This is a genomic window from Lysobacter sp. CA196 (assembly GCF_052078695.1).
Taxonomy (GTDB): domain Bacteria; phylum Pseudomonadota; class Gammaproteobacteria; order Xanthomonadales; family Xanthomonadaceae; genus Lysobacter.
In genome coordinates, this window is record NZ_JBQJIN010000042.1 from 1 (window position 1) to 25,078 (window position 25,078).

Annotated in this window: 18 protein-coding genes and 1 pseudogene; 7 read left to right on the forward strand and 12 right to left on the reverse strand. The window is 66.8% G+C overall.

The genetic code is table 11. From position 1 onward, the window contains the following. Positions 1–619: 619 nt before the first annotated feature. Both kbl and ACTOWK_RS22445 read left to right on the forward strand, forming a co-directional pair. On the forward strand, positions 620–1,825 hold the full coding sequence (gene kbl, locus ACTOWK_RS22440; protein ID WP_441332302.1) for a glycine C-acetyltransferase: 1,206 nt from the start codon (positions 620–622) through the stop codon (positions 1,823–1,825). Between the two features lie 13 nt (positions 1,826–1,838). Next, positions 1,839–2,230: pseudogene (locus tag ACTOWK_RS22445) on the forward strand (HNH endonuclease). A 7-nt stretch (positions 2,231–2,237) separates the two neighbouring features. On the opposite strand, the gene ACTOWK_RS22450 reads toward ACTOWK_RS22445, so the two are convergent. The 5 genes from ACTOWK_RS22450 to ACTOWK_RS22470 all read right to left on the reverse strand — a co-directional run bounded on the left by ACTOWK_RS22450 (position 2,238) and on the right by ACTOWK_RS22470 (position 8,258). Then, positions 2,238–2,969, reverse strand: a complete 732-nt coding sequence (locus ACTOWK_RS22450) for a pseudouridine synthase (RefSeq protein ID WP_441332303.1) — start codon at positions 2,967–2,969, stop codon at positions 2,238–2,240. A 170-nt stretch (positions 2,970–3,139) separates the two neighbouring features. Next, positions 3,140–3,667: a hypothetical protein gene (locus ACTOWK_RS22455; RefSeq protein ID WP_441332304.1), complete on the reverse strand. Its 528-nt coding sequence runs from the start codon at positions 3,665–3,667 to the stop codon at positions 3,140–3,142. 293 nt (positions 3,668–3,960) lie between these two features. Next, positions 3,961–5,049 (reverse strand): OmpA family protein, encoded by a 1,089-nt coding sequence (locus ACTOWK_RS22460; RefSeq protein ID WP_441332305.1) that lies wholly within the window; start codon positions 5,047–5,049, stop codon positions 3,961–3,963. Between the two features lie 420 nt (positions 5,050–5,469). Then, a complete protein-coding gene (locus ACTOWK_RS22465) occupies positions 5,470–6,558 on the reverse strand; it encodes an OmpA family protein (protein ID WP_441332306.1) in 1,089 nt (362 codons plus the stop codon). A 242-nt stretch (positions 6,559–6,800) separates the two neighbouring features. Continuing rightward, positions 6,801–8,258 carry a bifunctional 2-methylcitrate dehydratase/aconitate hydratase gene (locus ACTOWK_RS22470; RefSeq protein WP_441332307.1) on the reverse strand — a complete coding sequence of 486 codons (1,458 nt, stop codon included), beginning with the start codon at positions 8,256–8,258 and terminating at the stop codon, positions 6,801–6,803. A gap of 226 nt (positions 8,259–8,484) precedes the next feature. On the opposite strand from ACTOWK_RS22470, the gene ACTOWK_RS22475 reads away from it, so the two are divergent. Then, complete coding sequence (locus tag ACTOWK_RS22475) at positions 8,485–9,276, forward strand: DODA-type extradiol aromatic ring-opening family dioxygenase (RefSeq protein WP_441332308.1); 792 nt, start codon at positions 8,485–8,487, stop codon at positions 9,274–9,276. A 475-nt stretch (positions 9,277–9,751) separates the two neighbouring features. Here the strand turns inward: ACTOWK_RS22475 and ACTOWK_RS22480 are convergent, their stop codons facing one another. Together ACTOWK_RS22480 and ACTOWK_RS22485 are read right to left on the reverse strand one after the other, a co-directional pair. Continuing rightward, a complete protein-coding gene (locus tag ACTOWK_RS22480; RefSeq protein ID WP_441332309.1) occupies positions 9,752–10,012 on the reverse strand; it encodes a hypothetical protein in 261 nt (86 codons plus the stop codon). After that, positions 10,009–10,923 (reverse strand): LysR family transcriptional regulator, encoded by a 915-nt coding sequence (locus ACTOWK_RS22485; protein WP_441332310.1) that lies wholly within the window; start codon positions 10,921–10,923, stop codon positions 10,009–10,011. Before ACTOWK_RS22485 ends, ACTOWK_RS22480 begins: the two co-directional genes overlap by 4 nt. 101 nt (positions 10,924–11,024) lie before the next feature. Between ACTOWK_RS22485 and ACTOWK_RS22490 the strand changes: the two genes are divergently transcribed. After that, positions 11,025–12,278 carry an MFS transporter gene (locus ACTOWK_RS22490; RefSeq protein WP_441332311.1) on the forward strand — a complete coding sequence of 418 codons (1,254 nt, stop codon included), beginning with the start codon at positions 11,025–11,027 and terminating at the stop codon, positions 12,276–12,278. A 225-nt stretch (positions 12,279–12,503) separates the two neighbouring features. Here the strand turns inward: ACTOWK_RS22490 and ACTOWK_RS22495 are convergent, their stop codons facing one another. Then, positions 12,504–13,409: a LysR substrate-binding domain-containing protein gene (locus tag ACTOWK_RS22495; protein ID WP_441332312.1), complete on the reverse strand. Its 906-nt coding sequence runs from the start codon at positions 13,407–13,409 to the stop codon at positions 12,504–12,506. A 136-nt stretch (positions 13,410–13,545) separates the two neighbouring features. On the opposite strand from ACTOWK_RS22495, the gene ACTOWK_RS22500 reads away from it, so the two are divergent. The 3 genes from ACTOWK_RS22500 to ACTOWK_RS22510 are packed head-to-tail and all read left to right on the forward strand — an operon-like array spanning position 13,546 to position 16,911. Next, on the forward strand, positions 13,546–14,790 hold the full coding sequence (locus ACTOWK_RS22500; RefSeq protein WP_441332313.1) for an SGNH/GDSL hydrolase family protein: 1,245 nt from the start codon (positions 13,546–13,548) through the stop codon (positions 14,788–14,790). A 26-nt stretch (positions 14,791–14,816) separates the two neighbouring features. Then, entirely contained in the window at positions 14,817–15,848 is a 1,032-nt protein-coding gene (locus tag ACTOWK_RS22505; RefSeq protein WP_441332314.1) for an aldo/keto reductase, read from the forward strand. A gap of 46 nt (positions 15,849–15,894) precedes the next feature. Beyond that, the gene (locus tag ACTOWK_RS22510; protein ID WP_441332315.1) at positions 15,895–16,911 is read left to right on the forward strand and encodes a zinc-binding alcohol dehydrogenase family protein; all 1,017 of its coding nucleotides are present in this window, start codon (positions 15,895–15,897) and stop codon (positions 16,909–16,911) included. 125 nt (positions 16,912–17,036) lie between these two features. On the opposite strand, the gene fusA is transcribed toward ACTOWK_RS22510, so the two are convergent. The 4 genes from fusA to ACTOWK_RS22530 form a co-directional block, all read right to left on the reverse strand. After that, entirely contained in the window at positions 17,037–19,100 is a 2,064-nt protein-coding gene (gene fusA, locus ACTOWK_RS22515; protein ID WP_441332316.1) for an elongation factor G, read from the reverse strand. Between the two features lie 673 nt (positions 19,101–19,773). Next, positions 19,774–22,575, reverse strand: a complete 2,802-nt coding sequence (locus tag ACTOWK_RS22520) for an AAA family ATPase (protein WP_441332317.1) — start codon at positions 22,573–22,575, stop codon at positions 19,774–19,776. Then, positions 22,568–23,569 carry a hypothetical protein gene (locus ACTOWK_RS22525; protein ID WP_441332318.1) on the reverse strand — a complete coding sequence of 334 codons (1,002 nt, stop codon included), beginning with the start codon at positions 23,567–23,569 and terminating at the stop codon, positions 22,568–22,570. Before ACTOWK_RS22525 ends, ACTOWK_RS22520 begins: the two co-directional genes overlap by 8 nt. Then, positions 23,569–25,023, reverse strand: a complete 1,455-nt coding sequence (locus ACTOWK_RS22530) for a hypothetical protein (protein ID WP_441332319.1) — start codon at positions 25,021–25,023, stop codon at positions 23,569–23,571. Before ACTOWK_RS22530 ends, ACTOWK_RS22525 begins: the two co-directional genes overlap by 1 nt. Between the last annotated feature and the right edge of the window lie 55 nt (positions 25,024–25,078).

Below are 25,078 nucleotides of genomic sequence, written 5' to 3' on the forward strand. Positions count from 1 at the left end.
CGGACCCAGGCCATGATGGCGCCGCGCTCTTCGGGACTCAGGTGGGTGTAGTGGTGGCCCATGTGCAGAACCCTTCGGTGGGTGATGCACTTAAGCTTAGAGACCGCCTAACCAAAGAAGTTGCTTTCGTTTTGAATCGCCAGCCCGCACGATCGATGCACCCGCGGGGCTCTACATACGGGACATCCCTGTCCCGATGAAAAACGGCCCGCATCCCTGCGGGCCGCCCTCCGGGTCTTCTATGGCCTTCGCTAATTCGAGGCGACGCACAGCAACAGCAAAATCCTCACGGCAACGGCAACGGCAACGGCAACTGCTGCGGCCAAAGCCATGACTAGGCAGCGACATCGCCAAAGCCAACTCCCTCGGATCGACCGCGCAATCCCTCGCCGCCTGCGGCTATTTCAAGAACCGGCTAGCGCAACATGCTGCCGAGTACGGACCGGCCACTCACCTGCCCGCGCTGCACAGGTAATAGTCATTTGGGTGCGTAAGAGCCAGACCCACAACAAAACCGCACCCGAGCCCCGATCCACCGCTACGGCGTGAACGCAGCGGACGGGCCGAAGTAAAAGGTCTGGAATAGAATGGCGGCTTTCCTCCCCATCGGAATCCGCCCGTGTCCGACGCATCGAGCCTCACGCAACACTACGCCGACACCCTCGACGAGATCCGCGCCCAGGGTCTGTTCAAGGCCGAACGCATCATCACCAGCCCGCAATCGGCCGAGATCACTCTCGAAGACGGCCGCACGGTGCTGAACTTCTGCGCCAATAATTATCTCGGCCTGGCCGACCACCCCGAGGTGATCCAGGCGGCGAAGGACGCGCTCGACACGCACGGCTTCGGCATGGCCTCGGTGCGCTTCATCTGCGGCACCCAGGACCTGCACAAGCAGCTCGAGAAGACCATCGCCGACTTCTTCGGCACGCAAGACACGATCCTCTACGCCGCCTGCTTCGACGCCAACGGCGGCCTGTTCGAGCCGTTGCTCGGCGAGAACGACGCGATCATTTCCGACGCGCTCAACCACGCCTCGATCATCGACGGCGTGCGCCTGTGCAAGGCCAAGCGCTTCCGCTACGCCAACTGCGACATGGCCGACCTGGAGAAGCAGTTGCAGGCCGCGGATGCCGCCGGTTGCAAGACCAAGCTGATCACCAGCGACGGCGTGTTCTCGATGGACGGCTTCATCGCCCCGCTCGACGAGATCACCGCGCTGGCGCAAAAGTATGGCGCGCTGGTGCATATCGACGAATGCCACGCGACCGGCTTCCTCGGCGCCAACGGCCGCGGCTCGGCCGAGGTCAAGGGCGTGATGGACAAGATCGACATCTTCACCGGCACCCTCGGCAAGGCCATGGGCGGCGCGCTCGGCGGCTTCACCACCGCCAGGAAGGAAGTGGTCGAGCTGCTGCGCCAGCGTTCGCGTCCCTATCTGTTCTCGAACTCGTTGCCGCCGCACGTGGTCGCCGCCGGCATCAAGGCCTTCGAGATGCTGTCGGCCGCCGGCGAGCTGCGCGAGCAGCTCGCGCAGAACACCGCTTATTTCCGCGAGCGCATGACCGCCGCCGGCTTCGACGTGAAGCCCGGTGTGCATCCGATCAGCCCGGTGATGCTGTACGACGCGCCGCTGGCGCAGAAGTTCGCCGCGCGCCTGCTCGAAGAAGGCATCTATGCGATCGGCTTTTTCTTCCCGGTCGTGCCGCAGGGCCAGGCGCGCATCCGCACCCAGATGTCGGCCGCGCATACCCGCGCACACCTCGACCGCGCCATCGACGCCTTCATCAAGATCGGCCGCGAGCTCGGCGTGATCAAGGCCTGATCGGTCCGGGCGCATGCGCGTCGTTTTGCGTCGGCGCCTGTTGCAGGCCGTGCGCACCGACGCGCTGGCACGCTTCGACGGTGGCGTGTGGCGAACGCGTTGCCTGCATTGCCGCCGCGCGCTCGCCCTCGGCGAGGACGGTACGGCGATCGGTTCGGCCACGCTCGAACACGTCGTGCCGAGCGCCTGGTTCGGCCGCCGCGCCGCGGCGGCCTGACCGCTCGCGTCGGCGAGGATGCCGACGACCCGCGCAACCTCGCCCTCGCGTGCACGCGTTGCAATCACGGTAAGGGCGCCAGCCACGATGCGCGCGGCCCTGGCGATGCACGCGCCCATGAGGTCGTGGCGAACTTGCTGGACGCCCGCCTCGCGCGTTGGCGCGACGACGACGATTCACCGGATTGAGCCGGTTCTAGTCCTTCGCGAGCAACGAGGCCGCCTCGTCGGCGCTCAGCGCGCGCCACTCGCGCTTGCCGAGTTCTCCGAGCATGAGCGGCCCGATCGCGACCCGGACCAGGCGCAGCACTTCGATGTCGAAAGCCGCGAGCAGGCGCCGGATCTGCCGGTTGCGGCCCTCGTCGAGCACGATCTCCAACCAGGCGTTTTTCTCGCCGGCCCGCAGTAAGCTCGCCGACTTGGCACGCAAACGCTCGCCCTCTTCGATCACGCCTTCGTGCAGCGCCGCCAACAAGGCCGGCGCGGGCACCGTATCGATCTGCACGTGATAGGTCTTGTCCGGACCGAAGTCGGGATCGGTGATGCGCGCCGCCCATTGCGGGTCGTTGCAGAACAGCAGCAGGCCTTCGCTGGCCTTGTCCAGGCGTCCGACCGGCGCCAGCCACGGCAGGCCGGCCCCGTCGAAACAGCGGTAGACGGTATCGCGGCCGCGCTCATCCTGGGCGGTGGTGACCAGGCCGCGCGGCTTGTTGAGCATCAGGTAGAGGCGCGGCGCGGCATCGATGGCGGTGCCGTCGACCGCGACGCGATGGCGGCCCTGCACGATCGGAAACTCGGGATCGCGGACGATGCGGCCGTCGACCGCGACGCGGCCGGCAGCGATCCATTTCGCCGCTTCGCTGCGCGAGCACAGGCCTTGCTTGGACAGCACGCGGGCCAGGCCGTGTCGGGGCGGAATCTTGTTCAAGGCGAGAGCTTGTTCAAGGCAGAGTCTTGTTCAAGGCGCTGAGCGGCTTCGGATGGCGAGAACGGACGACAGTGCGGTTCGATGCAAACGCTACGCCAATCCGGATCGCAAAAGCGAAACGGCCGCGAGCGAAGCCCGCGGCCGTAAGCGACGCATCGCGCTGGCGAGGCTTACTTCTTTTTCTTCTTCTCTTCGACCGGCGCCGGGGCCGGCTCGACCACCGGGGCCGCGGCCGGAGCGGCGGCGGCCGCAGCGCCGTTGCCCTTGGCCACGCGCACGCCCTTGGCCTTCATCCAGGCGCTGAACTCGTCGGCGGTCATGCGCTTGCCGCCCTGGCTCATGTCGAAGCGCCACGGCGTGTTGTCGAACTGGGTCTTGGGCTTGTAGGCGGCCGGGTCGTTGACCGAAGGCATGCCGGTCGAGGCCGGGGTGGCCTTGGCGACGTTGCAACCGTCGAGACGGATGCGCAACAGCACCTGGTCGACCGAGAGCGCTTCGTCGAGCGCCTGCGAGAGCACGCCGGTCGGCGCGCCGAGCTGGTGCGAGGGCGCGACCAGTTCCGGCGAGATCGGCGCGATCAAAGTCGGCTGCACCGGCTGCACGCGGGCGGCGGTCAGCGCCGCGCAGTTACTGGCGCCTTGCGCCTGCGCCGCTCCGGCGATGAGGAACAAGGTCAATCCGGCGATGGCGTGGCGCATGACTCTCTCCAAATTCCGCCGGGCGCGAATGCCCGGACGTCGTGCAAAGGCTGTGCGCCAGTGTAGGCGCGGGTGACGGATCGAACAACCTGCGCGACGGCGCAAGTTGCAGGCCGGATCGGCGGTTTCCGCGAGCGTGTCGGACAGGATCGCCGGACCGTTCGCGACGGCGGGCGCGGTCGTCGCCGACGATGGGTTCGGCCTCGCTTTGGCCGAGCCGAAAAGACGAAGCCCGGCACGAGGCCGGGCTTCGGGTGTTGCGGTGCGGGTTCCGGAGAACCCGCGGGTGTCGCTTAGTTCTGCACGTTCAGCTCGGTGCGACGGTTCTTCGCACGGCCTTCCGGATTGTCCGAACCATCTTCGTTGGTGTTCGGAGCGATCGGACGGCTTTCGCCGTAACCCACCGGACCCATCAGACGAGCAGCGTCCACGCCATTGCTGGTCAGGTAGTCGTACGCAGCCTTCGCGCGACGCTCCGACAGCTTCTGGTTGTACGCATCGGTGCCCTTCGAGTCGGTGTGACCGGCGACCTCGACCTTCAGGTCGGGGTAACGCTTCAGGATCTCAGCGGCTTCGTTCAGGATCGACACCGCGTCAGGACGCAGCGTGGCCTTGTCGAAGTCGAAGTTGACGCCCTTCAGGTCGATCGTCACCGGCACCGGGCAGCCGTCCGGACCGATGGTCTGGCCAGCCTGCGAACCCGGGCACTTGTCGTCGCAGTTGTTCACGCCGTCGCCGTCGTCGTCCTTATCGGCGCAGCCCGGCTCGACCACCGGAGCCGGACCGATCGGAGCCACCGGCTCCGGACCGAGCGGAACCACGATGCCGACCGAAGCCAGCACGTCGCCGAACCAGTCTTCCGACGGAGCGTTGACGCTGCTGTCGTCGAAGTCGGCGCGGTAAGCGAGCTCGGTGCGGATGCCGACCCGGCCCAGGTCGCCCTGGATACCGACGCCGACCTTGGCGGCGAAGTTGCCGTCCTTGCGGTCAGCCGGCGACAGCGGCGACGGGATGAAATATTCCTCTTCCGAACGCTGGTAGCCCAGGCCCATCAGCAGGTACGGGTTCCAGTTGCGGCCGTCGGTCACGAAGTGGCGACGCAGGTCCAGCGAGATGCCGTACTGGCTCCAGTTGGCGTCCTGGTTGGCGTCGAACTTCGGGTTCTGATAGTTCAGCTCACCGTCGAGCGACCAGTTCTTGCTGAGGAACTTGCCCAGGCCGATCGCGCCGAACGGAGCGTTGCGGGTGCCGCGGTCGTTGTCCTGGATGTTCATGCCGGCAGCGCCGGTCAGGTACCAGCGGTCGTCGAAATCTTGCGCACTGGCTGCCTGCGAAAAGGCCAAGCCCGCCAGTAGTGCGGTGCTCAACATACGGATCTTCATCTCTAACTCCTTCAGATCGATCGGAACGGGGGGTGATCGGGACTGTTTGATCGGGACAGTCTTATGCGGCGCTGACTCCTGTGACAGAGACACGCTCAGCACTGGCAGGGCCGGCGCCGCGGTCACTGGCGGGGGCGATCATACACTGTCAACGCGTTTGTTAATACCACTTAACGTAGTTCAGCCCAGTGAAACCAGATTCGTTAATTAACGTTTTCGGCAGCGGGTTTACCCGCCTGCGAGCGGATGCGCCGACGAACGGTCGGTATTTAGAAACAAACTGGGCCGTCGGTCGGATTTTCCGAGCGGCGGGACATCCGTGCGGCGGTGCGGCTGGTCGAGGCCGGAAAAGACGAAGCCCGGCACGAGGCCGGGCTTCGGGTGTTGCGGTGCGGGTTCCGGAGAACCCGCGGGTGTCGCTTAGTTCTGCACGTTCAGCTCGGTGCGACGGTTCTTCGCACGGCCTTCCGGATTGTCCGAACCATCTTCGTTGGTGTTCGGAGCGATCGGACGGCTTTCGCCGTAACCCACCGGACCCATCAGACGAGCAGCGTCCACGCCATTGCTGGTCAGGTAGTCGTACGCAGCCTTCGCGCGACGCTCCGACAGCTTCTGGTTGTACGCATCGGTGCCCTTCGAGTCGGTGTGACCGGCGACCTCGACCTTCAGGTCGGGGTAACGCTTCAGGATCTCAGCGGCTTCGTTCAGGATCGACACCGCGTCAGGACGCAGCGTGGCCTTGTCGAAGTCGAAGTTGACGCCCTTCAGATCGATCGTCACCGGCACCGGGCAGCCGTCCGGACCGATGGTCTGGCCAGCCTGCGAACCCGGGCACTTGTCGTCGCAGTTGTTCACGCCGTCGCCGTCGTCGTCCTTGTCGGCGCAGCCCGGCTGCACTTCCGGAGCCGGCGCCACAGCGGCGACGGGTTCCGGACCCAGCGGCACTACGATGCCGACCGAAGCCAGCACGTCGCCGAACCAATCTTCCGACGGAGCGTTGACGCTGCTGTCGTCGAAGTCGGCGCGGTAAGCGAGTTCGGTGCGGATGCCGACGCGGCCCAGGTCGCCCTGGATACCGACGCCGACCTTGGCGGCGAAGTTGCCGTCCTTGCGGTCAGCCGGCGACAGCGGCGACGGGATGAAGTATTCCTCTTCCGAACGCTGGTAACCCAGGCCCATCAGCAGGTACGGGTTCCAGTTGCGGCCGTCGGTCACGAAGTGGCGACGCAGGTCCAGCGAGATGCCGTACTGGCTCCAGTTGGCGTCCTGGTTGGCGTCGAACTTCGGGTTCTGATAGTTCAGCTCACCATCGAGCGACCAGTTCTTGTTGAGGAACTTGCCGAGGCCGATCGCGCCGAACGGAGCGTTGCGGGTGCCACGATCGTTGTCCTGGATGTTCATGCCGGCAGCGCCGGTCAGGTACCAACGGTCGTCGAAGTCCTGCGCGCTGGCGACCTGGGCAAGGCTCAGGCCACCCAGCAGGGCGGCGCAGAGGAGTTTCTTATTCATCTTGTAGCTCCTTGGTTCAAAAATATGGAAACCGCGTCTGCGAGGTTTCTACCGTTCAGGACGGCCGCCTGATGACGCCATCCCGCGCAGAGTAGGTTTGCCAACGTGAAAGCGGTGTTAACAACCGTCTAACATTCGACCAAGTTCCATGAATTATGGAACCGGGTCGCGGTCCATTCAGTTTGGGCGTACCGAATCCAAACGATGGATGTGCACATCCGGGGTGTTGATTAACGGGCCAATTAACGGGCCGGCTGGGCGAACAGGCCCATGAATTCGGTCACCGGCAGCGCTTCCAGCTCGGCCGGGTTGTTGGCCAGGGCCAGCAGGCGGTCGGCCTGGGCGGCCGGCAGCTTGGCGCGGACGGCAGCTTCGAACTTGGCCATCAACACCGGGATGCCCTCGGCGCGGCGCTTGCGGTGGCCGATCGGGTAGTCGATGGAGACCTTGTCGGTCGAGCTGCCGTCCTTGAAGAACACCTGCACCGAGTTGCCGATGTAGCGCTTGTCGGGGTCGAAGTAGTCCTTGGTGAACTGCTCGTTCTCCTTGACCGTCATCTTGTCGCGCAGGGCGTCGATGCGCGGGTCGGCGGCGATGGCGTCGACGTAGTCGTCGGCGGTCAGGCGGCCGAAGATCAGCGGCACGGCGACCATGTACTGCAGGCAGTGGTCGCGGTCGGCGTAGTTGGCCAGCGGGCCGGTCTTGTCGATGATGCGCACGCCGGCTTCCTGGGTCTCCATCTCGATGCGCTCGATCTGGTCCAGCTTGTCCTTGACCTGCTCGTGCAGCTTCATCGCGCACTCGACCGCGGTCTGGGCGTGGAACTCGGCCGGGAAGCTGATCTTGAACAGCACGTTCTCCATCACGTAGCTGCCGAACGGACGCTCGAACTCGAACTGCTTGCCCTTGAAGGCGATGTCGTAGAAGCCCCAGGTCTTGACCGACAGCGCGCTCGGGTAGCCGACCACGCCCTTGACGGCGTTGAGGGCGTGGGTGACGGCGCGGCGGCAGGCGTCGCCGGCGGCCCAGCTCTTGCGCGGGCCGGTGTTCGGGGCGTGACGGTAGGTGCGCAGCACGCCGTTGTCGATCCACGAATGCGAGACCGCGGTGACGATCGCGTCCTTGCCGCCCCCGAGCATCTGGGTGGTGACCGCGGTCGAGGCCAGGCGCACCAGGATCACGTGGTCGAGGCCGACGCGGTTGAACGAGTTCTTGAGCGCGTAGCCGCCCTGGATCTCGTGGGCCTTGATGGCGTGGCCGAGCACGTCGCGCACGCTCATGGCCTGACCGCCTTCGGCCTCGGCCTTGCGGCCCAGGTAGTCGGCGACGCCGAGGATGGCGCCGAGGTTGTCCGAGGGGTGGCCCCATTCGGCGGCGAGCCAGGTGTCGTTGAAGTCGAGCCAGCGGATCTGCACGCCGATGTTGTAGGCGGCCTGGACCGGGTCGAGCTCGAAGCCGGTGTAGGGGACGCGCGCGCCGCCCTTCATTTCGGCGCCCGGCACCAGCGGGCCGAGGTGCTTGAGGCATTCCTTGTGGTCCATCGCCAGCGCGGCGCAGGCCAGCGAGTCCAGCAGCATGTAACGGGCGGTGTCGTAAGCCTCTTTCGAATCGATCTTGTAATCGGCGACGTAGTCGGCGATGTCCACCATCGGCTTGTCGGGGTCGGGACGGACGGTCGAACGGATATCGAAGTGGCTCATGTGCAAGGGGCCTGCGGGTTAGTGAGCCGGCTATTTTGCCAGACCCGGACGACACGGCGGGGTCGGCCGCTGCGCTGGCCGGCTTGCGGTTCTGTGGCGCATGCCCTTGCGCCGCCTGAGCGGACTCAACAATGCGACGGAATTCGAGGCATTGCGCGCAACCACGGAACGATCCGGCGCAAACGCCCAACTTGGAAAACCTCGCGACCGGGATCACCCTTGGGCCATGGACATCCCGACCCGCCTGCCGACGCTGTTCCTTTCCCACGGTTCGCCCATGCTGGCCATCGAGGACACGCCCGCCGGGCGTTTTCTCGACGACCTCGGCCAGCAACTGCCGTGGCCGCGCGCGATCGTGATCGCCTCGGCGCATTTCATGACCGACCGGCCGATGGTCGGCGGCCACGTCCGCCCGCACACGGTGCACGACTTCGGCGGCTTCCCCGAGCCGCTATACCAGATCCACTACCCCGCCGCCGGTTCGCCCGACCTGGCCGAGGAAGTATTCGACCGCCTGGTCGACGCCGGCCTGCCGGCCAAGCTGCGCGATCACCACGGCCTCGACCATGGCGTGTGGGTGCCGCTGCGCCGCATGTACCCGCAGGCCGACATCCCGGTGGTGCCGCTGTCGGTGATGCCGCACGGCAGCGCCGCCGAGCACTACGCGGTCGGCCGCGCCTTGTCCCAGTTGCGCGACGAAGGCGTGCTGGTGATCGGCTCGGGCGGTTTCGTGCACAACCTCGGCGACCTGGATTGGCGCGACCGCGACGCGCCGATGCCGCCGTGGGCGGCCGAGTTCAGCGCCTGGATGCACGACAAACTCGCGAGCGGCGACCACGCCGCCCTGCTCGATTGGCAGGAACAGGCCCCGCACGCGCGCCACGCGCATCCGACCGTCGAACACCTGATGCCGCTGTTCGTGGCGATGGGCGCCGCCGGCGACGAACCGAGAACGCGCACGATCCATCGTTCGCACGAGATGGGGTCGCTGGCATTGGATGCGTTCGCGTTCGATTGAGGGGTGGGTCGAGGGTTTAGCTGGGCCCATCCGGTTTCGTCGCGCATGCGGTTGCGCGGTCGCGGCTTGCGCCGCTCCTACCCAAGAGCAGCCGCGACCCGCCAATCGTTGCCGCTGCCGAGATTTTGATCTGCTTTGCCGCTTTACCGGTCAAGTGGAGACCCGGAGGGCGCCGCACAGGACGTGCGGCGTTTTCCGATAAGACAGGGACGTCTTATCGGAAAATCCCGGCGCGAGCATCGCACTCGTGGCCTGTGCCCTTGCAAGGAGAGCCCTTTTCTTTGGTTACTTTTCTTTTGGGCTTAGCAAAAGAAAGTAACCCGGCCGCGTTAGCGGACGGAAGCTCTGCTCTTGCTTATGGCTTTCATACAAACAAGATCAAACGCCTAAAGCTTCCGCCACTAAAGCGGCGGGTTACTTTCTTTTGTCTAAAGCAACAAAAGAAAGGTAACCAAAGAAAATGCTTTGTTTTGAATCACAAGCCCGCACGTTCGATGCCAGCGCAGGGATTTTTCATACGGGACATCCTTGTCCCGATGAAAAACGGCCCGCATCCATGCGGGCCGCCCTCCGGGTCTTCTAGTGCCTTCGCTAGTGCGAATCGGCGCACCGCCAAAGCCAAAGCCAAAGCAACGGCAACGGCAACGGCAACGGCAACATCAACATCAACATCAACGGCAACTGCAACTGCAACTGCAACTGCAATATCGACGGCAACGGCGACCGCCTCCCTCACCCACCCCGCTCCCACGGCGGCACCTCGCCGAACCACTCGGCGAGAAAATCGACGAACACTCGCACCCGCGTCGGCACGAAACGCCGTTGCGGCATCACTGCGCTGATCGCGGTGTCGGGCAAGGCGTAATCGGGCAGCACCCGTACCAGGCGACCACTGCGCAGATCCTCGTGCACGTGCCAGACCGAGAAGTGGGCGATGCCGAGGCCGGCGATCGCGGCATCGCGCAGGACTTCGCCGAAGTTGCTCTCGAGGTGGCCGTTCACGCGCATGCTGGAGGCACGGCCGTCGCGGTCGAGCAGGCTCCAGTACTCCATGCGCCCCTGCGCGCCGACCAGGAGCAGGCATTCGTGGTCGGCCAGGTCCTGCGGCACGCGCGGGGCCACACGGCGGCGCAAATAATCGGGCGAACAAGCCAGCACACGACGGTTGTCGGCGAGCTTGCGCGCGACCAGGCTGGAGTCGTCGAGCGGGCCGATCCGGATGGCGAGGTCCATGCCGGAGCCGATCAGGTCCAGGCGTTCGTCGTTGAGGTTGACGCTCAGCCGCACCGCCGGATAGCGGCGCTGGAACTCCGGCAGCAAGGGCGAGATGTACATGCGCCCGAACGAGGCCGAGGTGGTCACGCGCAGGATGCCGCTCGGCTCGCTGCCGGCCTGGCGCAGGTCGGCGGTCAGGGCTTCGAGCTCTTCGATCACCGCGCGGCCGCGTTCGGCCAGGGCGGTGCCCTCGGCGGTGGCATGCAATTGCCGGGTGGTCCGGTGCAGCAGGCGCACGCCCAGGTCGCGTTCGAGCCGTTTCAGGCGCTGGCTGGCGACCGCGACCGACAGGTCGAGGCTGCGGGCGGCGGCGCTGATCGAACCTAGATCGAGCACGCGCAGGAACAGGCTGAGGTCGGCGACACGGTCCATGGCATTCTCAACGAATCGTTGATAGTGATTCGTCATCTTGGGCGTTTTCCCACAAGATGCAACGGCCTAGGCTGCCGCATCGTTTCCGCGGACACGCCGTCATGCACGCTTCCTCCCCCGCTACGCCCGTCGCCCGCCGAGGCCTGCCGGTCGCGCTGTACGCGCTGACCGTCGGCGCCTTCGGCATCGGCACCACCGAGTTCGTGATCATGGGCCTGCTGCTGCAGGTCGCCGCCGACCTGCAGGTCGGCCTGGCCGCGGCCGGGCTGTTGATCTCCGGCTACGCGCTCGGCGTATTCGTCGGCGCGCCGGTGCTGACCATCGCCACCGGGCGCATGCCGCGCAAGGCGGTGCTGGTCGCGCTGATGGTGATCTTCACCATCGGCAACATCGTCTGTGCGATCGCGCCGAACTACACCGTGCTGATGATCGCGCGAGTGATCACCTCGCTCGCCCACGGCACCTTCTTCGGCGTCGGCGCGGTGGTCGCGACCGGGCTGGTGCCGGCCGACAAAAAAGCCTCGGCGATCTCGATCATGTTCACCGGCCTGACCGTCGCCACCTTGCTCGGCGTGCCGGCAGGCGCCTGGCTCGGCCTGCACCACGGTTGGCGTTCGACGTTCTGGGCGGTGGCCGTGATCGGCGTGATCGCCACCGTCGTCATCGCGACCCTGGTGCCGAAAGACGAGAATGCGCAAGAACCCGTCGCGCTGCGCAAGGAAGTCAAAGCGGTGGTGCATCCGCAGGTGCTGCTCGGCCTGGCGATGACCGTGCTCGGCTTCGCCGGCGTGTTCACCGTCTACACCTTCATCCAGCCGATCCTGACCCGCATCAGCGGGTTCGGCGAGGCGGCGGTGTCGCCGATCCTGTTGGTGTTCGGCGTCGGCATGATCCTCGGCAACATCCTCGGCGGGCGCCTGGCCGACAAACGCCTGGCCCCGGCCCTGATCTCGACCTTGATCGCGCTGGCGGTGGTGCTCGGGCTGATGACCTTCGCCCTGCACAACCAGATCGCCGCGATCGCCTTCGTCGGCCTGCTCGGCGTGGCCGCGTTCGCGACGGTGTCGCCGCTGCAGTTGTGGGTGCTGCAGAAAACCGATCCGGCCGGGCAGAACCTGGCGTCCAGCCTCAACATCGGTGCCTTCAACCTCGGCAACGCGCTCGGCGCCTGGCTCGGCGGCGCGGTGATCGAATACGGCCCCGGCCTCGACGCGATGACCTGGGTCGCGGCCTTGGTGACGCTGTCGGGTTTGGTGCTGGCGGTGTGGGCGGCGCGATTGGATGCGCCCGGGCGGAAAGCGGCGGTTGCGCGTCAGGAAAGCGAAGAAGCCGTTGCCGCATGCGCGGCGGGTTGAGTAGCTCGCTTGGTGCTCGGGTCGCTGCGTATGCCTTTGCTCTTGCTCGTCATCCCCGCGAAGGCGGGGGTCCAGGGCCGTGACATGACTCTGAAGTCGCTGCGGCCCGGCCAGGGCGTACAGCGCCCTGGCGTTCACGGATGCGCGAGCCAGTGGCTCGCAAGCGCATCCATTCACCCCCGCGTAGACGGGGATGACGGTGGAGAATGCGCGATTCTGCACCAATCACTCCACCGCAAAAAACCCCGGCAACCGAGTCAGCCGCTCGCCGAGGAATTGCAGGAACACCCGCGTGCGCAGCGGCTGGTAACGCCGCGACGGATACAGCAGGAAGGCCTCGTGCGGCGAGGCTTTCCATTGCGGCAACACCCAGGCCAGCTCGCCGCTGTCGATCAGGTCCTGCACCAACCACGCCGGTGCCAGTCCCAGGCCGCTGCCGATCAAGAAACTTTCACGTATGCCCAGCGAGTTGTTGATGCGATAGCGGCCCTTGGCGCTGAGCTTGACCGTCTCGCCGCCGGGGCCGTGCAGTTCGTAGTGCTCGCTGGCCCAGGCGAAGCGCAGGTAGTTGTGCGCCGGCACGTCTTGCGGCCGCTCGATTTCGGCGTGGCTGCGCAGATAGTCGTGCGAGGCGACCAGGCCGCGCGGCGACAGCGCGATGCGGCGCGCGACCACGTTCGGCGGCAACGTCCCTCCGAGACGCAGGGCGACGTCCATGCCCTCTTCGACCAGATCGACGAAACGGTCGTTGAGGATCAACTCGATCTCGATCTGCGGATACAGCGCAAGGAACTCCTGCACCAGGCGATTCATGCGCAACACGCCGACGCTGACCGGCGCGCTGACCCGCAACAGGCCGGCCGGGGTTTCGGTGGAACCGCGCGCGTCGGCGACCGCCTCGCCGTATTCCTCCAATACCCGCCGCGCACGTTCGTAGAACCGGCGGCCTTGTTCGGTCGGCGCCAGGTGGGTGGTGCTCCGCTGCAACAGGCGCACACCGAGGTCGTGTTCGAGTGCGGCGACGATCTTGCTGACCGTCGGCTGGGTCGTGTGCTGTTCGCGCGCGACCGCCGACAGGCTGCCGAGTTCGACCGCGCGCACGAAGGTCTGCATGGAGCGAAGCGTGTCCATCGGCGTCCCGCGTTGATGAGGAAAGCAGTCATTCCGATATGGAATGAGTGATATGCAATTTTGCCTGCTACCGTCCAGATTCGGAAGAACCTAATTTGAACCCCGTCAAATCCGCGACGCCTTACCCATCCAGGCCATGAAGATCTCTCCGCTCAAGCCCCTGACCGCCGCCTTGCTGGCGCTCGCTTTCATCGCTCCCGCGCAAGCCGCCGACAGCGGCCGCTGGGTCGGCAGTTGGATGGCCAGCCCGCAGCCGACCTGGGCCCCGGGTTTCATCCTGCCCAACGGCGCCCCGGCCGAGCTGCGCGAGCAGACCCTGCGTCAGGTCGCCCGGGTCAGCGTCGGCGGTTCGCGGGTCCGCATCGAGCTGTCGAACGCTTATGGCGACCGGCCCATCACCATCGGCGCGGCGCATATCGCCCGCAGCGCCGGCGGCGCCGCCATCGAGACCGGCAGCGACCGCGCGCTGACGTTCGGGGGCCAAGCTTCAGTGACGATCCTGCCGGGCGCGCCGGTGCTCAGCGACCCGGTCGAACTCGAAGTCGCCGCGCTGAGCGAGGTCGCGTTCAGCCTGTATCTGCCGCAGGCGACGCCGCTCAAGAACTTCCATTGGGAGGGCCGCCAGGACACCTACCTCGTCGCCGGCAACCGCGTCGCCGACGCCGCACTGGCCAAGAGCCAAGTACTGCAGACGCGCCCCTTCCTAAGCGGCGTCATCGTCGACACGCCACGGCCGACCCGCAGCGTGATCGCACTCGGCGATTCGATCACCGACGGCGCCGGCTCGACCCCGAACCGCAATCGACGCTGGCCCGACTTTCTCGCCGCACGCTTGGCGCAACGCGATGTCGCCGTGCTCAACGCCGGCATCTCCGGCGGCCAGTTGCTCAACGACGGCATGGGCGTCAGCGCGCTCGCCCGCTTCGAGCGCGACGTACTCGGGCGCAAGGCCGACGCCGCGATCGTATTGTTGGGCATCAACGATATCGCCTGGCCCGGCAGCAGCTTCGAACCCAAGCGCGAGGCCATGAGCGCCGAACGCCTGATCGCCGGCTACCGCCAACTGATCGCCCGCGCCCGCACCCAGTCGCTGCGCATCGTCGGTGCCACCTTGACCCCGTTCGAAGGCGCACTCGAAGGCTCGCCGGTCCACGGCTATTACCACCGCGACAAAGACCGCGTGCGCCAGGCGGTGAACGAATGGATCCGCAGCAGCGGCGAGTTCGATGCGGTGGTCGATTTCGATGCGGTCGTGCGCGACCCGCAACATCCCTCGCGCTTCCTGCCGGCCTACGACTCCGGCGACCACCTGCACCCCGGCGACGCCGGCTACCGCGCGATGGCCGCAGCCATCGACGAAGCCCTGCTGTTCGGTCGCTGATACCCCTTTCCTACGAGGACACCACCATGGATTACCGCACGCTCGGCCGTTCCGGCTTCAAAGTCTCCGCACTCGGCTTCGGTGCCGGCACCTTCGGCGGCAAAGGCCCGCTGTTCAGCGCCTGGGGCAATACCGACATCGAACAGGCGCGTCGTTTGATCGACCTGAGCCTGGAGGCCGGGGTCAACTTCTTCGACACCGCCGACGTCTATTCCGACGGCGCCTCCGAATCGATCCTCGGCGCGGCGATCAAGGGCCGCCGCGACGAGGTCGTGTTGTCGACCAAGCTGACCCTGCGCGCCGGCGACGGCCCGAACGAGGTCGGCGCCTCGCGTCACCATTTGCTGCGCGCCACCGACAAGGCGCTCCAGCGTCTCGACACCGACTACATCGACCTGCTGCAACTGCATCACTTCGATGCGATGACGCCGGTCGAGGAGGTGATGTCGACGCTCGACGACCTGGTCCGCGCCGGCAAGGTGCGCTACATCGGCGCGTCGAACTTCTCCGGCTGGCAGCTGATGAAATCGCAGGCCGCCGCCGACCGTTACGGCTATTCGCGCTTCGTCGCCAACCAGACCTATTACTCGCTGATCGGCCGCGACTACGAATGGGAGCTGATGCCGCTCGGCCAGGACCAGGGCGTCGGCGCGGTGGTGTGGAGCCCGCTCGGCTGGGGTCGGCTGACCGGCAAGATCCGCCGCGACCAGCCGCTGCCCGAAGGCAGCCGCCTGCACGACACCGCCGGCTTCGCCCCGCCGGTCGATCCCGAGCGCCTGTACCGCGTGGTCGACGCGCTCGACGAGATCGCCGCCGAAACCGGCAAGAGCGTGCCGCAGATCGCCTTGAACTGGCTGCTGCAACGGCCGACCGTATCGACCGTGCTGATCGGCGCGCGCAACGAGGAGCAACTGCGGCAGAACCTCGGCGCGATCGGCTGGAACCTCGATGCGGCGCAGATCGCGAAACTGGACGCAGCCAGCGCCGTCACGCCGCCCTACCCTTACTACCCGTATTGGAACGGACAATTCGCCGAACGCAATCCGGCGCCGGTCTGATCCTCACTCCCCCTCATCCCACGTCTCGTCCTGTCCTGGAGCCTTCATGAAAGCCGTCGCCCTGACCCGTTACCTGCCCATCGACGATCCGCAATCGCTGCTCGACGTCGAACTGCCCGCGCCGAGCGCGAGCGGCCACGACCTGCTGGTACGGGTCGAGGCCATCTCGGTCAACCCGGTCGACACCAAGGTGCGTTCGCCGAAACCGCAGGTCGAAGCGCAGCCGCGCGTGCTCGGCTACGACGCCGCCGGCGTGGTCGAAGCCATCGGCGAGGCAGTAACCCGTTTCAAGGTCGGCGACCGCGTCTATTACGCTGGCGACATCACCCGTCCCGGCACCAATAGCGAATTGCATCTGGTCGACGAACGCATCGTCGGCGCGGCGCCGAAGTCGCTGAGCGCGGCCGAAGCCGCGGCCCTGCCGCTGACCGCCATCACCGCCTGGGAGCTGTTGTTCCAGCGCATGCCCTACGACAGCGAACACGGCGGCCGCGGCAAGACCTTGCTGATCATCGCCGGTGCCGGCGGGGTCGGCTCGATCGCGATCCAGATCGCCAAGCGCGCCGGCTTCCGCGTCGTCGCCACCGCCTCGCGTGCGGAAACGGTCGAATGGTGCCGGCGCATGGGCGCCGACGAGGTGGTCGACCATCGCCAGCCGTTGGCGCCGCAATTGCAGGCACTCGGCATCGAGCAGGTTGACGCCGCGCTCAACCTGGCCGACACCGATCGTTATTGGGAGGCGCTGGGCGAATTGCTCGCACCGCAGGGCCACGTCGGCCTGATCGTCGAACCGAGCGGCGCCTTGAAGATCGGCGACCCGTACAAGGCCAAGTGCATCGGCATCCACTGGGAAATGATGTTCGCACGCCCACGCTTCCGCACCGCCGACATGATCGAACAAGGCCGCTTGCTCGACCGCGTCGCCGAGCTGATCGACGCCGGCGAACTCAAGGGCACCCACACGCAGACCCTCGGCAAGATCGATGCGCAGACCTTGCGCGAGGCTCATCGCCGCCTGGAATCGGGGGCGACCGTCGGCAAGTTGGTGTTGGCGGGGTGGTGAGGCGTTGACGGTCTACGCGAATCCCTTGTCGTCAGCCTTTCGCCTCATACAAGCATGACGCTGAAGACTCTTGGGGCCGGCATGCCGGCCCCTTCCCTTTCCTCTTTACTGACACCGACTCGGCTTCACGCCGCTTTCGGCGCCGAGCGCGCTTCTTCGTAGCTGTCGAACACCATCGAGGCCGAGGCCCTGCCCTGGGTCAATGAACGCAGGGTCGTCGTATAGCCCGACAACTGCGCCAGCGGCGCGCGTGCGGTCACGTCGGTACGACTGCCCTTGTCCTCGATCGACAGCACCCGGCCGGAGCGCCGTTGCAAGTCGCCGACCACATCGCCGACGTTGCCCGCGGGCGTGTCGACAACCAGCGCCATCACCGGTTCGAGCAAGGTCGTGCCGGCCAGCGCCAGCGCGGTCTTCAGCGCATCCGACGCGGCACGCTGGAACGCCAGTTCCGACGAATCCACCGCATGCGTCTCGCCGTCGACCAGGTTCACGCTGAGGCCGACCACCGGGTAACCGCGCGGACCTTCCGCCAGCGCCGCACGCAGGCCCTTCTCGGTCGCGGCGACGAAGTTTCTCGGCACCACGCCGCCGCTGGTGCGGTCGACGAACTCGAACTGACCGTCGCTGCGCGGCGTCACATCGATCACCACTCGCGCGAATTGGCCGGAACCGCCGTTCTGCTTCGACAACTTGCCTTCCACGCCCGACACCGGCTTGCTCGGCGTTTCCTGATAGGCCACGCGCGGCGAACCGGTGCGCACCTCGACGTTCCACTCCTGGCGCAGGCGTTCGACCATGACGTCGAGATGCAGCTCGCCCATGCCCCATACCAGTGTCTCGCCAGTCTCGGCATCCGTGCCGACGCGGAACGACGGGTCCTCCTGGGCCAGGCTCGCCAGGCCCTGTCCGAGACGAATCAGGTCGCTGGCCTTGCCGGCCGTCAGACGCCACGACAATACCGCCGGCTGGGCCTGGATCGCGTCCAGCACCAGCTTGCGCTCGACGCCGCTGAGGCTCTCGCCGCTGACCGCGTCCTTCCAGCCCGCCACCGCGACGATCTCGCCGGCATAGGCCACCTCGACATCCTGGCCGCGGTTGGCCTGCACGACCTGCAAGCGGCCGACACGCTGCGCGCGCCCACGACCCGAAGCCCACACCGTGTCGCCGACCCGCAAGGTGCCGGAGTACAGCCGGATGAACGACAGCGCGCCGTGCTCCTGGTGCACGATCTTGAACAACAGACCGCTCAAGGGCCCGCTCGCGTCCGCAGCGAGCGTCACCTCGCCCGCATCGCTTTCGGCCTGGACCGCAGGGCGGTCCAGCGGCGACGGCAGGTAATCGACGATCGCATCCAACAGCGTTTCCACGCCCTTGTTCTTGAACGCCGAACCGGCCAGCACCGGCGTGCCCGCGCCTTTCAAGGTGGCGCGTCGCAGCGCGGCCTTGAGCAGCGCCGCATCGATGACGCGCGCATCGAGGAAGGCCTCGGCGAGTTCGTCGTCGTGGTCGGCCACCTGTTCGACCAGGCGGTTGCGCAACGGCGCGTACTCGACGGCTTCTTCATCGCTCCAGGCGCGCCGCACGCTGGCACCGGCCTCATCCCACAGCACCACGCCGGGATCGACCAGATCGACCCAACCGCGCAACTCGCTTTCCGCGCCGAGCGGCCAACCGACCGGCCACGGCGTCGCATCGAGCTTATCGCGCATCTGCGCGAGTACGAGATCGAACGAGGCGCCGACGCGGTCCATCTTGTTGACGAACGCGATCAGCGGCACGCCGTGGCGACGCGCCTGGCGCCACACGGTTTCCGATTGCGGCTGCACGCCGTCGACCGCGCTGAACACGGCGACCGCGCCGTCGAGCACGCGCAGGGAGCGTTCCACTTCGATCGCGAAATCGATATGGCCCGGGGTGTCGATGATGGTCAGCCGGTGTTCGGCCTGGTCCTGCGGCGTCCAGAAGGTCTGCACCGCGGCCGCGCCGATGGTGATGCCGCGGCGCTGTTCGATCTCGGTGTAATCGGTGGTCGCGGCACCGTCGTGGACTTCGCCGACGCGATGGATGGCGCCGGTTTTCCACAACAGACGTTCGGTCAGCGTGGTCTTGCCCGCGTCGACGTGGGCGATGATGCCGAGGTTGCGCCAGCGGGAGGGAGTCGAAACGTTACGAAGCGTGGTGTTCATGAGAATGCTTGCCTTGTTGCCAACAGGGGAGGCCGCGCGTCCCTGTTGGCTACGAGGCGCGCGGCTAGGTTTGGGTGTCGGCCGTGGAATTCATGGCACGTTCTCCTTGGTTGTCCGGGTATTGCGATGGAGGGAGGCCGACTCGGAGACCTGTTCGGTCCGGGTCGGCGATAAACAGCGGGCAATAAAAAAGCACCCTTGCGGGTGCTCTGTTCTGGTGTGGCTTCGATCGGTCGATTACATCGACCCGGAACCGAAGATCACAGGAGGCAGGCGCACCCGGCCCGCGCTCTCGCGCTGGGCTTGCAGCGATATCAGTAGCGGGAGCGACTTCATGGGTGCGGTGCGACTGCGGTTTTGGGTGTGCATAGAGTAAGCCCGGCTCGGCAGGAGTCAATCGGGTCGGGCCCAGGATCGGTGGGATTTATCGTTCCACCTGATGCACAAAGACGGAGCAGGTTAACGGTCGAACGAGGATTCGCAGGCGCGCGAACCGTGCCCCCCTTTGCAGAAGGGGGCGAGCGCCCGGCGTGGGCTTCGCAGCTGAGTGGCGTACGCAGCGCGGGGGATTTGCTTTGGCTTTGACTGCAGAAAGAGCAAAAGCAAATCCCCCCTGCCCCCCTTTTCCAAAGGGGGACGAGTAGCAAACCGAGGCGGCATCGCCGCCTCGCGATTACGCTGCCTTGTCTTCGAGCTTGCGCTTGAGCACGGCCACCGCTTCGGCCCAGGGGTTGCCGCCTCGGCGTTTGCTGGTCGCCAGGACCAGATCCGAAGGCTCGAACACGTTGAGGTTGTGGGTGATCGGCGTGGTCAGGATGTACTGCGCGTCGGTGGCGCGCAGGAAGCGGCCGACTTTCTCGATGTTGAACACGTCCAAGTGGGCGAAGGGTTCGTCGATGAAGACGAAGCCGCCCGGTTGGTCTTCGTCGCGCAACAAGGCGACCAACAGCAACAACGACTTCATCACCTGCTGTCCGCCCGAGGCTTCGCCGTCGTCGAGGCCGATCCAGCCCTTGCGGTCGAAGTCGAAGCGCACCGACAGGCCGGCCTGGGCCAGGGCGACGTCGTCGTTGGCCAGTTCGGGCATGTCGGCGTCGACGCCGATGCCGGCGAGTTCGCCGAGCGCGGCGAGGTTCTTCTTGTAGCGACGCACGGTCGCGCGCAATACGTTGATGTAGGCGCCGCGCGCTTCCTGGGTCAGGCGCTTGGCCCGTTCCAGATGCGATTCGCGACGGCCGATGGAGTTTTCCAGTTCGCCGTGGTCGGCCGCGATCTTGTCGCGCAGCGGGATGCAGGATTCGTCGTCGACGAAACCGCCACGGGAAAGACGGTCGTCCATGCGCTCGATCTCGCGACGCACCGCCGAGGCGCTTTCGTATTCCTCGCGTGCGGCGGCGAGCGCGACGGCGCTGCGCCAGGCTTCGGGCATCATCGCGCGCTTGCGGCGGTAGTCCAGGATGCGCTGGATCAGGCTCTGGCGTTCGCCGTTGATCTGCTGGGCGCGTTCGCGCAGCTCGCGGGCGAGCGCGTCGATCTGGCCCTGGCGCTTGGCCGCGGCGATGCCTTCGGCCTTGTCCTGTTCGGCGGCTTCATCGATCTTGGCGCGCGCCTGCGCGAGCGCCGCGGCGGCTTCGGCGGCGGCCTCGGCCAGGCCAGGCAACCGCGCCTGGGCATCGGCGAATTCGGCCGCACGCGTGACCAGCTCCTGCGCCGCATCGAGCCCCATCAGGCGCGATTGTTCGGCGTCGACGCGCTGGCTCAGTTCCTGCAGCTCGGCTTCGCGCGATTGGCTGCGCTGGGCGATCGTGGCGAGTTCGGCGCGCAGCTCGGCCAAGTGCGACTGGCGCGCACCGGTACCGAAGTGGTGCTGGGTACCGCCGATGTGGCGGCCGCCGCGGCTTTCGCGCAGATACCCCTTCTGGGTGATCCAGTCCTGCCCGGCCGGCAGGCGCGAACCGTGTTCGATATCGGTGACGCGGCGAATGCGGTCGAGCTGGCGCGGCAACCACGCCGGCGGGTCGGCCGAGAAGCGCACGACTTCGAGCAAGGTGCCGGCACCGGCCTTCGGCACCGGCGCGCGTTCGGCGACGATGAAGTGGCGGTACTGCTGGCTCTCGCCGAGCTTCCAGGCGACGCGTGCGTCCTTGGGGTTCTCCAGCACCAACAGATGCCGGTACGGCGCGAGCACGGCCTCGATCGCGACCGACCATTGCGGGTCGGTGATCTCGACCAGTTCGGTCAGCACATGATGCTTGATCCCGGCCTGGTCGAGGCCGGCGCGGAAATCGCGCTCGAACGGCTCGACGATGCGGCCGCCACCGCTGAGGGCGGCGATCTGCGCGGAAATCTCGCCGCTGCGCTTGCGGTCGCGCTCGGCTTCGAGCTTGAGCTCGGCCTGGCGGCGACGGCCGTTCTCGACGCTCGCGCTGAGCGCTTCGACGTCGATGGCGCCGCGCTGCGCCTGCAGCTTGGCCAGTTCGTCGCGACGCTTGACCAGCATCTCGGCGTCGCGCGCGGCGTCGCGCGCCTGGGTGAAGACCTGTTCGCTGGCTGTCACCTGGCGGCGCGCTTCGCGCATCGCTTCCTGCAGCACGTCGCGGCCGGTCGCGGCGACGGCATCCTGCGCGCGCATCTCTTCCAGCACCCGCTCGCGTTCGCGCAAGGCGCGGCGCAGGCCGGTCAAACGCGGCTTGGCGCCGTCGATCACCGCGCGCTGATCGGCCAGTTCGACCTTCGGCGCGATTTCGCTTTCCAGGCGCTGGCGCTGATTGCGCAGGGCATTGCCTTCCTCGAACGAACGCACGTCGGCCTTGGCCGATTCCAGGCGCAGATGCAGGCCGGCCAGGTCCTGGCCGAGCTGCTGCAGTTCCTTCTCGACGTCGAACTGCTCGGTGCGGGCGCGCTGGTAGTCGTCGAGCACGGCCTTGTCTTCGAACACGTCGAAGATCAGCTGCAACAGTTCGCGCGGCGAATACTGACAGAGCTTGTCGGTTGCGCCCTGTTCCAGGGTCAACACGCGGCAGATCGCTCGGGTCAGGCCGGCACCGGCCAGGCGCACGCGGTAATCGCGCACGCCGAGCCATTCGCCGCCCTGTTCCAGGGTTTCCACCGGCGTGTCGCCGGCGACGATCTGGTAGTCGCGGCTCCAGTCGCCGCCGCGCTTGCGGATGCGGCAGGCCAGGGTGACCACGTCGTCCTTGATCGGGAAGAACGGCCGGCCGCCGCGCCGGTCGGGGCGGTTGCTGACCACTGCGCGCAACCAGGCATAGGGCTTGCCATTGTGGCGCAGATAGGTCTTGTAGTCGCGGGCGGTGTCGCGATCCTCGATCGCGAGCAGGGTGCGCAGCGCATCGAGCAAGGTGGTCTTGCCTGAGCCGTTGGGGCCGACCACGGTGACGATGGAGGCGTCCAGCGGCAGCTGGAAGCGCTGCCAATAGTCCCAGTGCACGAGTTCGAGCGAGCGGAATTCAAACATCGGCCGCGGCCTCCTCGTCGTGCTTCAGTTCGGTCGATGCAGTCGTTTCGTCGTCGTTGTCGGCAGCGGCCGCGTCGTCTGCGACGATCTGTGCATCCGAATCGACTTCGACCTCGGGTTCGACATCAACATCGTCATCGGCAATTTCGCCAGCGGCGGCCTCGGTTTCATCCATGGCGATCTCCGGCAACGGCTCCGCGGCGCCGGCGTCGAGCGCCAGGGCGGATTCGTATTCCGCATTCGCCTCGGCATAGGTATCGAGGTCGGAATAGATGCCGGCCTCGATGTCGGCCAGCAGCGCCGCATCGGCCTCGGCTTCGGCCGCGCTCTCGCCTTCGGGTTCGGCCTGGTCGGCGCTGTAATGGCGCGCTTCGGCGACCACGAAAGACAGCGCGCCGTTCATGACCCGGCCGGCGATGCGTTCGTAATCCAGGGCCAGATCCAGCAACGGTCCCTCATGGATGCGCTCCTTGCGGCGGACGATGAAGCCCTGTCGCGCCAGCGAACCCAGGTTGAACTGGATGCGGGTCTTGCCGCCGAGCTTTTCGCCGAAGTCGGCGAGCAAGGTGCGTTCGTTGATCGGTTCGACCACTTCGGCACCGACCGGAATCGGCTTGAGCTCGGCGAACATCTGCTCCTGGTCCTGATCGCGGTCGGCCTGCTGGCGCGCGATCTGGCGCTGGCGCTTGGGCAGCACCAGCAGTGCCCACAGCACCACCAACAGCGCGATGGCGTCGCGGTCGAGTTGCAGGTTGGTCGAGGACCAGGCCTTGGCGCTGCCGAACACCGCCGATTCCTGCGGGCGGGCGATGCCGACCGCGATGTTGGCGGCGTAAGGGTGTTCGAGCAGGCGCAGGCCGGACGCGGCGAGGCGGCGGTCGAGGTCGTTGCGCTGTTCGGCGTCGGTCAGCAGTTCGCGCACGGCTGCATCGTCGCGCGGCAGCCAACGCTCGGCGATCAGCCGCGCGATCAAAGAGGCGATGGGATCGTTCATCAGGTGTCTGCGGTGTCCTTGGTCGCTTTGGCGCGCTTGCCCGAAGGCGCGGCGCCGCGCCCGGAGGCGGTCTTCTTGGGTTTGGCCGCGGCCTTGGCTGCGTCCTGGGACGCATCGCCGCCGTCGGGGGTTTCGTGCTTCGCCGCGCGTTTGCGCGGCGCGCGCGCGGCCAGGCGCATTTCCTCGGTGATCGTTTCGAGGCGGCCGCGGCTCATATAAGCCACGCCGGCACGATCGACGATCTCGAATTCGGGCTCGACCCGCCACGACAGCGGCAACCGCGCCATCGAGGCGCTGACGCCGTTGCGGTTTTCGGCGCCGGGATCGCCGATCAGGCCGAGCAAGGACAAGCGATAGGCGCTGATCGAGAAACTGTCCTGCGGTACCACGTCGATCAGCGCGGCGGCGTCGCCGGTCAGCGCAGTCAACTCATCCAGCCAGCGCTCGGCGAACTGGAAGTCGGTCGCCGCGGCCGGCGAGGCGTCGGTGTCGGGCGCGGCCTGCGCCGGCGGCAGCGACTGGTCTTCGCGCGCTTCGCGCTCGCGTTCGACCAGTTCGTACTCGGCCACGTCGAGCGCGATCGGCGCCAGCATGAAAGCCGGTATCGCCGAACGCGCGAGCACATCGTCGGCATGCGCGGCGAGCGCTTCGATGTCGAGCCCGCGCAGATAGCGGTTCACGTCCGAAGACGACAGACCGCTCGCGCCCAGGTGCACGCGATGGCGGTCGAGCTGGCTCAGCGCGCGCTGGAACACCGAGGCTTGGCGCAGCATCGCGCTCTGGGCGCGGCCGATCTGCTGGGCGACACGGTGGGTGTGGCTGTCGAGTTCGACGTCCGAGGAAATCTCCTCGACGATCTCGGTGCCCTTCTCGATCCAGCGCCAGGCCGACTGCAAGGTGCCGGCGGCGCGCTGGATGCGGTGCTCGGAACCGCTCAGCACGGCCTGGTCGAAGTCCTCGCGCAATTCGTTGAGGCGCGACAGCAGGTGTTGCAGGTCGTCCGAACGCACCCGGCCGACCGCCTGGCCGGCGGCGATCTGCGCGGTGACGTAGGCGAGTTCGTCGCCTTCGCGGTTGAACTGCAGCAGCAGGCCGATCGAGGCCAGCGCTTGGCGCCCGACCGGGCTGATGCGGTAGCGCTGGGTTTCGCCGTCCCACAGCAGCAGGTCGTTCTCGCGCAGGCGGCCGATCACGGTGTCGAACTTGACCGGGTCGAGGTAGCCGAAGTGTTCGCGCAACTCCTGCGGCGTCCAGTCCGGGGCCTGGCCGCGTTCGCCGATGGCGCGCAGCACCAGCAGCCGCACCATCACCGATTCTTCGCCGCCGTGGAACAGGGTCGAGAACGCGCGCAGCAGATCGCGCGCGCCCAGCAGCGGCTGCAGGTCGGGCAGGTCGGCGGCGACGATGTCGGCGCGCAGGTAGTCCTGGAGGCTGGGGTCTGGGGCGGCGTCCATGGACTCGGGACTACGGAGGGTCGGGCATGTTCGGCGATGGGTCCGGTCCGTGACA